Source organism: Fluviicola sp., from assembly GCF_030151805.1.
GTDB lineage: Bacteria > Bacteroidota > Bacteroidia > Flavobacteriales_D > Crocinitomicaceae > Fluviicola.
The window spans coordinates 1-9,206 of the sequence record NZ_JASLCN010000265.1; the positions used below are offsets into that span (position 1 = coordinate 1).

A 9,206-nucleotide genomic window follows, 5' to 3' on the forward strand; every position below is an offset into this window, starting at 1 on the left:
ATGAGAAACCTCCAATTTCGTTCGTTTTTCGTTATGCTGAGCCAACGTATTGAATTTATTCTACTGGCAAATGAGAAAATCGGTCGTCGTTATAATATTCCGGGCTTGAGAGGATTTACGGATCATAACGAGCAATTGTATTTGATTGCAGGAATCGGTGCGATGTACTTTAATCCGAAAGCTCAGTACCAGGGTGGTTGGGTGACTTTGCGTGATCAGCACACAGAAGGACAAGGATTACCTGGAGGTCCTGCAAATTATAGCAGAATTACAGCAACGGTTCCTTTGGGAATCGGTTTCAGAATGGGAATCAATCGTATGTGGAGAATCGGTATCGAAGCAACTTATGTGAAAACCTTCTCTGATTATATTGATGATGTTCACGGTGTTTATTACGATCCTGCGATTATTGCAGCATCTTACGGACCGCAGGCTGGTTATTTATCCAACCCGTCTTCGAATCCGACGGCATTTAATCCGGGAAGTCAACGTGGAGATAAGCAGAAAGATGCTTTCCTGTACGTAAATATCATGGTAACAAGAAACCTGACTTATAAAGCAACTTCTCGCAGCGGACCGATGAAATTTGGAAAACGTCATTACAGAGCGAAGTTCTAAGATACTTTTGAAATTCTTTTAACTAAAACGAGTTTGTCTATTGACAAGCTCGTTTTGTGTTTTTACCTTTGGTACAAATTGATAGCATGTACCCTTTGTTGAGATGGTTTCTCTTTAAATTTGACCCTGAGAAAGTTCATTATTTTACGTTTAAATTGTTAGGTTTTTGGCTCAAGGTTCCTTTTGTGAAACCAATCTGGAAGTCAATCTATTGTGTGAATAACCCGCTTTTAGAAACCGAGGTGGCAGGAATTAAATTCCCGAATCCGGTTGGTTTAGCGGCCGGTTTCGACAAAAATGCTCTGAGAATTAATGAACTTGCAGCGTGTGGTTTCGGCTTTGTCGAAATTGGTACGGTAACTCCTGTGGGACAAGATGGAAACCCCAAACCACGATTGTTTCGTTTGATCGAAGATCAGGCAATCATTAACCGGATGGGATTCAATAACGACGGGGCAGAGGTGATCGTAGAGCGTCTGAAGAAAATCAAACCGGCTTGTATTATCGGGGGAAATATCGGAAAGAATAAAGTGACTCCGAATGAAGATGCTACTTCCGATTATTTGAAATGTTACCACAGTCTGGAGCCGCATGTCGATTACTTCGTAGTGAATGTATCATCACCGAATACTCCCAACTTGAGAGAGCTTCAGGATAAGGAACCATTGACAAAATTGCTTCAGACATTGATGGATGAACGCGAAAAAATAAAATCTCCTAAACCGATTTTCTTAAAAATTGCACCGGATTTAACTGATTCTCAATTGGATGATATTGTGGACATCGTGAATGAAACAAAAATTGCCGGAGTAATTGCTACAAATACTACAATTGAACGAAGTAATTTAGTAACTTCAAAGAGCAAAGTGGAAGCAATCGGTGCAGGCGGTGTTTCCGGGAAACCATTAACCAAAAGATCTACGGAGGTAATCAGCTACTTATACCAGCGATCAAACGGATCATTCCCGATCATCGGAGTCGGGGGAATCTACTCTGCTGAAGATGCAATTGAAAAGTTAATGGCCGGAGCCAGCTTGGTCCAGATTTATTCAGGATTTATTTACGAAGGCCCTGCTTTGGTTAAACGAATCAATAAGGCAGTTTTAAAGAAAAGAAAGCAGATAGCACATGAATAATCACAATCGTGTTTTTATTACGGAATGTCCCAGAGATGCCATGCAGGGACTCAAGGATTGGATCGAAACATCCGATAAAATCTCCTATTTGAACCATTTGCTGAAATGCGGGTTTGACACCCTGGATTTCGGTAGTTTTGTTTCTCCGAAAGCGATCCCTCAAATGCAGGATACAGCAAAGGTATTGGAAGGTTTGGATGAAAGCGAAACAAAATTGTCAGCAATCATTGTAAATGAAAGAGGAGCAGAAGATGCTGCGAGATTCGACCGGATTCATTATTTAGCATATCCGTTCAGTATTTCGGAAACATTCCAATTGCGGAATACAAATGCAACTATTGAAGAATCTCTTAAAAGAGTGGAGGCGATCGCAAATATCTGCCATAAGGAAAATAAGGAATTGACACTTTATTTATCCATGGGATTTGGGAACCCATACGGAGATGCCTGGTCACCGGATCTGATCGGAACCTGGTCGGAACGATTGACACAATTGTTCGAGGTTTCCAGATTATCTTTATCGGATACCATTGGGATTGCAACCCCGGAGTTGGTTAATAGTGTGTTTTCGACCATTTCAACAGAGTTTACGAATATCCAGATCAGTGCCCACCTGCATACTGTACCTGAAAACGCGGTTAGCTTAACAGAAGCTGCCTATAATGGTGGTTGTCGCTATTTCGAAGGTGCGATCAAAGGATATGGGGGCTGCCCGATGGCAAAAGATGATCTGACAGGAAATATGCCAACTGAACGCATGCTGGATTGGTTTAAGGAACAGGGAATTGAAACCGGGGTGAAACCAACTGAATTTACGGAAGCATTTGTAACGTCATCCAGAATCTTTCATTAATACTCTAAAAGACTGATGAAACTTAAGATCTTGTTTGTAATTCCCTTGTTGTTTGCATTAAACTCTTGCGGTGACGATACGGCAGATGATACCATTAACATTGAACCCCGACACGCTTCGGGGAAGGAAGCTCCGATAGACAATACAATCAGTACGGATTTCAACGACAATGCCTTTACTTCAAAAGTGGAAGCTGAATTATTGAAAGAACTGCATTTATGTGATCCGAAAGCCACAAGCGACGAAGATCCGAAGCATCCGACCTGTAGTCCGAAGTTTTTCCGCTTTTTTAAACTGAATGCGCAAACTCCGTTGAAAGACGGATTCAAATTATTGATCAAAGCAGGAGTGAATGGTTTCCCATTGAGACGTTTACTGGTTTTCGAAAGAGAAAAAGACGTGCTTGTGAAATTGAACGGTTTTAACGGAAACCTGATCGAAGAACGAAAAGCTATATCCGGTTACAATGATTTGGTGATTCGCTTTCCGGACAACATTAACGGAAACATTACCTATTACAATTGCCTGTTCAAATGGAAAGACGGCAAGTACGAATATGTAAATTGCGAGGTGATTGATGAAGATGTTCCACGAAAAATAAAAGCTGAATTCATTGATTCAATGGGAATTGAGATTAAAAAAGTATTGGATAAGAACGATATGATTTTTTAATTTAAAAGTGTCAAAGGTAAAATTCAACAGTGAACGGGTTTCGAATGTAACTAAATACAGCAAAATGAGATTGATCTGCATGCTTTCGTTTCTGATTTTGTTTTTGACAGCTTGCTCCGACACAGAAATTGAGCCGATTGATAATTACATTCTCATTCACGACAATTCTTCCAAAGTTTGGCTGGTGGATAAACAACTGGACGGAGACAAAGATTATACACCGCTTCAAATCGAATACAAGGAAATCATCGTTTTTCATCAATCCCGGGAAGCTTACTTTCACGTGTTGAAGAATTTGGGAACCAAACCCGGAATTAAACGGAGTTTTTGGCTCGATATGCGGAAAAATGAGTTGGGATTCAGAGGAGACAAACGCGACATTACTTTTGAAATAGCCAGTTTATCCAGAACCAAAATCGTACTGAAACCAAAGTATAAATCCTACAAGTACACAATTGTTTTGATTCCTTTTCCTGAATATTAGCTTTCAGTTGCTGGGCTGTTAGTCTGGGTGAATAAATAAATTGCCGGTTTTAGGACATAATTTTTATATTTGTCTGTAACTCAAGCGTATGAAAAAACGGATATATTTTCACTGGTTATTTCTTGCTTTATTTTTTGTTTCGTGCAGTTCTAATGAGGAATGCAAGGAGTGTGAAATGGATTTGACAAAAGACACAATTTCTGAAACAGATGATTTAACGACTGCTTTGAAGGACACGGCGGTTGAGAAAAAATCGGTGGCGGTCGAAATGAAGGAGAACCACGAAAAAATCGTAAAAAAATACGGTGAACAGTGGGATTTTTGTACCTGCGTGGTTGCCAATGACTCGATTAACACGGCATTCGAAAAAGGAGGAATGACCCCGAAACAGGAAGAAAAGGTGATGGCGAGATGGGAAGTGGTTGATCAGAAGTGCAAAGAACTGCTTACAACACCGAATACAACTCCGGAAGAACGTGCCAAACACGATAAGAAGGTGATGAAATGTCTGAAACAAAACGGATTGAAGAGATAAAATAAGAAAATCGGACGAAAAATTATTCATCCCGATTTTTTTTGAGAAATATTTTTCACTTCTTATTGCAATTGAATTGCATTTAGTTTACTTTTGCTTCATGAGTAAATTGCTGACGCGAATTATTTCTTGTCTTATGCTGGTTGGTTTCCTGGGATTCCTGGTTCCGATAAACAGCTGGCATGATTATGCTCATCAACATACAACAAAGCACTTCAACGATCACACAGACGGCTTAACCTTCAAACAAGGAATTGAGAAGTGTGTTTTTTGCGATTTACACCTGCCACTTTTATTTCATGAAAGCCCTGTTGCAATTTCCTATTGGAAAAATTCATTTGACTTTCTTTTCCTCGATTTCTCATGTGTTGAATTACCGGTAAAAACAATACATCTTAAACTTCGTGGCCCGCCGGTGAATGATTTCATTTGATACAGCTTCAGTTTTGAACTGAACAGTGATTGTTTGACAACATTATCATTCATTTTCATGAAATTTTATTTATTAGGAATACTTCTGTATTTCTCCGTGTCGTCGTATTCACAGAAATGTGATTACACCATAAGCGGCGAAGTGCGGGATATTCATACCAATCAATTGATTCCCAATGCCCGGGTTTCGATTCAAACAAGTGTTACCCAAACAGATTCCCTGGGAGTTTTTCGTTTCACGAATCTGTGTGCAGGCCCTTTAAAACTGCGTTGTGTTCCTCACTTCGGTTGTGAGCCGGTAGATTTGGACGTTTCTGTTCCAGCTGCAGATCCAATCGTTTTCAGAGTGGAGACACACCAGGTAGAATTGGACGAATTATTGATCGAGGCATATCGTTTTCCGAGAGAATCGCAGGAAACAATGACCTTGAAAACCAATGATATTTCTCAAATAAAGGGAACTACCTTGGGAGATCAGCTGATTCGTTTTCCGGGAGTTACAAGTTTGAATACAGGATCTTCGATTGTGAAACCGGTGATCAACGGAATGCATAGCAACCGCCTGGTTGTTGTAAACAATGGAATTCGCCAGGAAGGACAACAGTGGGGAAGTGAGCATGCGCCGGAAATTGATCCCAATCTTGCAGGAAATTTGACTGTTATTCAAGGTGCTTCAGGCTTGCAATACGGAACAGATGCAATCGGAGGAGTGATTTTGGTTTCTCCGGATGAGCTGCGTTATCAGAAGAATACTGCCGGTTGGGTAAAATTGAATGGAAACAGCAATGGAAAAGGTGGCGGAATTTCGGGGCTTGTAGCCGGATCATTCACGAAATCAAAGAAATGGGCGTATCGTGTTCATGGAACAGGAAGAATTAACGGAACACAGAAAGCACCTGGTTATTTGATCAAGAATACCGCTTCGAATGAATATAGCTACAGTGCAGCTTTGGGTTATAAAGGCGAAAAGTTTGAACTAGATGTATTCTACACTAAGTATTCTACCAACCTGGGAATTTTCACCGGATCTCATATCGGGAATTTATCCGATCTGAATGCAGCATTTACTGCTTCCGTACCAAAAGATACGGGTGTTTTTACATATAAACTGCAAAGTCCGAGACAGTTGGTTCAGCATGATTTGAGTAAAGCTCATCTCGCTTACAATTGGAACAAAAACATCAAAACCACATTGGTTTATGGTTATCAATTCAATTTGCGGCAGGAATATGATTTGCATAAAGCCTACAATGACAGTCTGGCAGCATTGAATTTGCCTGCATTTGAATTGAATCTTTGGACAAACTCCCTGGACCTGAAAACGGAGATCCAACACTCGAAGCGTTTCAAAAGTACTTTTGGTGTTTCCGGGCTTCAGCAGAGCAACGCGTATTCCGGACGATTCTTCATTCCGAATTTTAAGAAATTGCAGTTTGGAGGATATTACCTGGGAACTTATGAGAATGACAAATGGTTGTTTGATTTTGGTGTCCGCTACGATTATTCCAAACTGGAAGTCTTTGTTTATCAAAACAATGTACTGACAAATCCGAGCAAACAATTTCAAAACCCAAGTGCCACAGCTGGTTTGTCACGCCTTTTGGGACATCACTGGATTGTTCGTCTGAATGCGGGAACGGCTTGGAGGCCTCCTTCCATTAATGAATTGTATAGTAACGGCTTACATCACGGAGCAGCTTCGATTGAAATCGGTGATGCGACGCTGAAAAAAGAAATCGTCTACAATACACAATTGGGAGTTCAATACAAGTCGCATATTGCAAAAGTGGATGTATCGGGTTTCTACAATTATTTTGACGGGTACATCAACCTACAGCCTTCACTTCCGCCGATGTTGACCATTGTTGGTGCTTTTCCGGTGTTTCGTTACGTGCAGTCCAACACACAGATTTATGGGTTGAACGGAAGGGTGGAAATTCCGGTAGGGAAGTATGTGACGTATCAATTCCAGGGGAATTTGCTGTTCGGAAAGGATCTTCGAAACAACCAGTTTTTGTATGGAATGCCTTCGAATCGAATGACACATCGTGTGCGCTTTTCAACGATTCGAAGCGGAAGCAAATTGAATTTCTTTGCGGAGGTTGAATTGTTGGATGTTTTCAAGCAGAAGCGATATGTTCCTAATTCCGATTACGTAGCACCTCCGAAAGGATATGATTTGCTGAGTGCACAGGTTGGAATCAGTAAAAAAATGAATGGTGGAGAAAACTTGCAGGTTGTTCTTGCATGCTCCAATGTGACAAATTTAAGTTACCGGGATTACATGAACCGATTCCGGTATTTTACAGATGAATTAGGTAGAAACTGGATAATCAAAGTATTGATTCCATTTTCAACAGGAAAAAATAATTAAGCGTTCGCGCGCATTAAAAAAAGAAAAAATATGAAAAAGATAATACTGGTTTTAAGCTTACTAAGTGTATTGTTGGTAGCTTGTAAAAAAGATAAGAAAAAGGAAGTGGAGACTCCAACGAATCCAAATGAGCAAGAGTTGATTACAACCTTTAAAATTGTTTTCACGGATCCGAACGGTGTTCATCCGAATGTCGAAGCTCGATTTGTGGATCTTGACGGTCCCGGAGGAAACAATCCATCGGTTTTTGATACGATTCGATTAGTCGCAAATACAACATACAATGCTTCCATTACTTTGTTGAATGAAAGTACGACACCTGCTCAAAACATTACCGAAGAAGTAGAGGAGGAGGGAGTTGATCACTTGTTTTGTTTTGACATCTCCAGCGGATTAACAGCAACCATTACACGTACCGACTTGGATGCAAATAATATCCCAATTGGAATTACCAGTAAGTGGGTTCTCGGCGCAGCATCAACCGGAACTTCTACTATCCGGTTGAGACATCAGCCGGGTGTAAAAACTGGTCAATGTGAACCCGGAGAAACAGATATTGAATTGAATTTCCATACCGTGATTCAGTAATTTAAGCGGTAACAAAAAAGTCGGGGTGAAAAATTTTTCACCCCGACTTTTTTAGTTTATAATCAAACGATTAATAGTAAATCAAACGTTGAACTTTTGTAATGTGTTTCGCCAAGCGAATAACTTGTTTCGTATAACCGAACTCATTGTCGTACCAGGTGTAAAGAACCACGTTCTTTCCGTCAGGAGAAACGATTGTTGCATGAGAATCGTATACCGAACAACAGGTATTTCCGATGATATCACTGGATACCAATTCCGGATCGTAAGAGTAGAAAATCTGGTTCACCAAATCACCTTCCAAAGAAGCTGTACGAACGACATTGTTCACTTCTTCGATCGTTGTTCCGTTTTTCAATTCCAATGAAAGAATTGCCAATGAACCGTTTGGAGTTGGTACACGAACTGCATTTGCAGTCAATTTATCTTTCAAATCCGGAATTACTTTCGTTACAGCAGCACCGGCTCCTGTTGAAGTAATGACCATGTTGATAGCAGCAGAACGTCCGCGACGGGAAGATTTGTGCATGTTATCCAACAAGTTCTGGTCGTTTGTATATGCGTGAACCGTTTCGATGTGTCCTTTTACAATTCCGAATGCATCATTTACCACTTTCAGAACCGGGGAAATTGCGTTGGTTGTACAAGAAGCTGCAGAGTAGATTGTTTCGTTTTCTACGTCTAACGTTCCCTGGTTGATTCCGTAAACTACGTTTGGAATTTCTTTCCCGGGAGCAGTTAAAAGCACTTTGGAAACACCTTTAGAAGACATGTGTCTTGATAATGCTTCGCGGTTTGTATAAACACCTGTGTTATCAACGATCAACGCATTGTTGATTCCGTATTTTGTATAGTCCACATCTTCCGGATTGGATGCGTCGATCATGTGAACGATTTGTCCGTTGATGATCAATGCTTTGTTTTCCAAATCTTCTACAACACTTCCTTTGAAAGCACCGTGAACAGAATCAGAACGCAATAAAGCAGCACGTTTGATGATGTCTTTGTCTGTTGCACCACGTGTAACGATCGCACGTAAACGCAATTGTTGTCCTTTACCAGCTTGTTTGATCAATTCACGGGCAGCCAAACGACCGATACGACCAAAACCGTACAATACCACATCTCTTGGTTCAAGAGTTCCGGAAGCACTTGAGAATTGCCCCAATTTTGCCGCAAGGAAAGAAGCTTTTGAGTCAAATGAAGTTCCTTCTGCAATCCACTCGCTGGATAGCTTACCGATATCGATTTTAGCAGGAGCCAAATCCATTTTCAACAACTCTTCTGCCAAAGCAGCCGTTGTCTCGATGTCGATTGGTTTTTTCACAACATTTTTTGCGTACTCATGCAAATTCAGAATTTCTGAAATGGTGATGTCTGTAAGGTGATTACGGAACAAAACCAACTCAATTCCTCTGTCGTAAAGTAACTCACCAATGTGACTTGACAATTTAACAGCAGCGCGTTCTTTTTGAACGTGCATGTTTAACTCTTTTTCATAGACTAATGCAGCT

General features: G+C 40.6%; 9 protein-coding genes. 8 read left to right on the plus strand and 1 reads right to left on the minus strand.

Translation table 11 applies throughout. The features are described 5' to 3' along the window. The 8 genes from Q1V93_RS10125 to Q1V93_RS10160 all read left to right on the plus strand — a co-directional run. Window positions 1-618 (plus strand): hypothetical protein (locus tag Q1V93_RS10125; protein WP_300664330.1); only part of this gene is annotated, 618 nt, incomplete at its 5' end. 86 nt (window positions 619-704) lie between these two features. Then, a complete protein-coding gene (locus Q1V93_RS10130) occupies window positions 705-1,754 on the plus strand; it encodes a quinone-dependent dihydroorotate dehydrogenase (protein WP_300664332.1) in 1,050 nt (349 codons plus the stop codon). Beyond that, window positions 1,747-2,607 (plus strand): hydroxymethylglutaryl-CoA lyase, encoded by an 861-nt coding sequence (locus Q1V93_RS10135; protein ID WP_300664334.1) that lies wholly within the window; start codon window positions 1,747-1,749, stop codon window positions 2,605-2,607. The genes Q1V93_RS10130 and Q1V93_RS10135 overlap by 8 nt, the downstream gene beginning before the upstream one ends. Window positions 2,608-2,622: 15 nt before the next feature. Next, a complete protein-coding gene (locus Q1V93_RS10140) occupies window positions 2,623-3,279 on the plus strand; it encodes a hypothetical protein (RefSeq protein ID WP_300664336.1) in 657 nt (218 codons plus the stop codon). Window positions 3,280-3,343: 64 nt separating this feature from the next. Then, the gene (locus Q1V93_RS10145; protein WP_300664338.1) at window positions 3,344-3,763 is read left to right on the plus strand and encodes a hypothetical protein; all 420 of its coding nucleotides are present in this window, start codon (window positions 3,344-3,346) and stop codon (window positions 3,761-3,763) included. 88 nt (window positions 3,764-3,851) lie between these two features. Next, window positions 3,852-4,298 carry a hypothetical protein gene (locus Q1V93_RS10150; RefSeq protein WP_300664340.1) on the plus strand — a complete coding sequence of 149 codons (447 nt, stop codon included), beginning with the start codon at window positions 3,852-3,854 and terminating at the stop codon, window positions 4,296-4,298. 490 nt (window positions 4,299-4,788) lie between these two features. Then, complete coding sequence (locus Q1V93_RS10155; protein ID WP_300664342.1) at window positions 4,789-7,104, plus strand: TonB-dependent receptor; 2,316 nt, start codon at window positions 4,789-4,791, stop codon at window positions 7,102-7,104. A gap of 30 nt (window positions 7,105-7,134) precedes the next feature. After that, window positions 7,135-7,692, plus strand: a complete 558-nt coding sequence (locus tag Q1V93_RS10160; RefSeq protein ID WP_300664344.1) for a type 1 periplasmic binding fold superfamily protein — start codon at window positions 7,135-7,137, stop codon at window positions 7,690-7,692. Between the two features lie 70 nt (window positions 7,693-7,762). On the opposite strand, the gene Q1V93_RS10165 is transcribed toward Q1V93_RS10160, so the two are convergent. After that, on the minus strand, window positions 7,763-9,206 hold a 1,444-nt coding region (locus Q1V93_RS10165), incomplete at its 5' end, for a glyceraldehyde-3-phosphate dehydrogenase (RefSeq protein WP_300664346.1).

What these genes read in the sequence shown, in the direction of transcription:
- Q1V93_RS10135 (WP_300664334.1), top strand. Translation starts at nt 1,747, where the DNA reads ATGAATAATCACAATCGTGTTTTTATTACGGAATGTCCCAGAGATGCC.
- Q1V93_RS10145 (WP_300664338.1), top strand. Translation starts at nt 3,344, where the DNA reads ATGAGATTGATCTGCATGCTTTCGTTTCTGATTTTGTTTTTGACAGCT.
- Q1V93_RS10150 (WP_300664340.1), top strand. Translation starts at nt 3,852, where the DNA reads ATGAAAAAACGGATATATTTTCACTGGTTATTTCTTGCTTTATTTTTT.
- Q1V93_RS10140 (WP_300664336.1), top strand. Translation starts at nt 2,623, where the DNA reads ATGAAACTTAAGATCTTGTTTGTAATTCCCTTGTTGTTTGCATTAAAC.
- Q1V93_RS10160 (WP_300664344.1), top strand. Translation starts at nt 7,135, where the DNA reads ATGAAAAAGATAATACTGGTTTTAAGCTTACTAAGTGTATTGTTGGTA.
- Q1V93_RS10155 (WP_300664342.1), top strand. Translation starts at nt 4,789, where the DNA reads ATGAAATTTTATTTATTAGGAATACTTCTGTATTTCTCCGTGTCGTCG.
- Q1V93_RS10130 (WP_300664332.1), top strand. Translation starts at nt 705, where the DNA reads ATGTACCCTTTGTTGAGATGGTTTCTCTTTAAATTTGACCCTGAGAAA.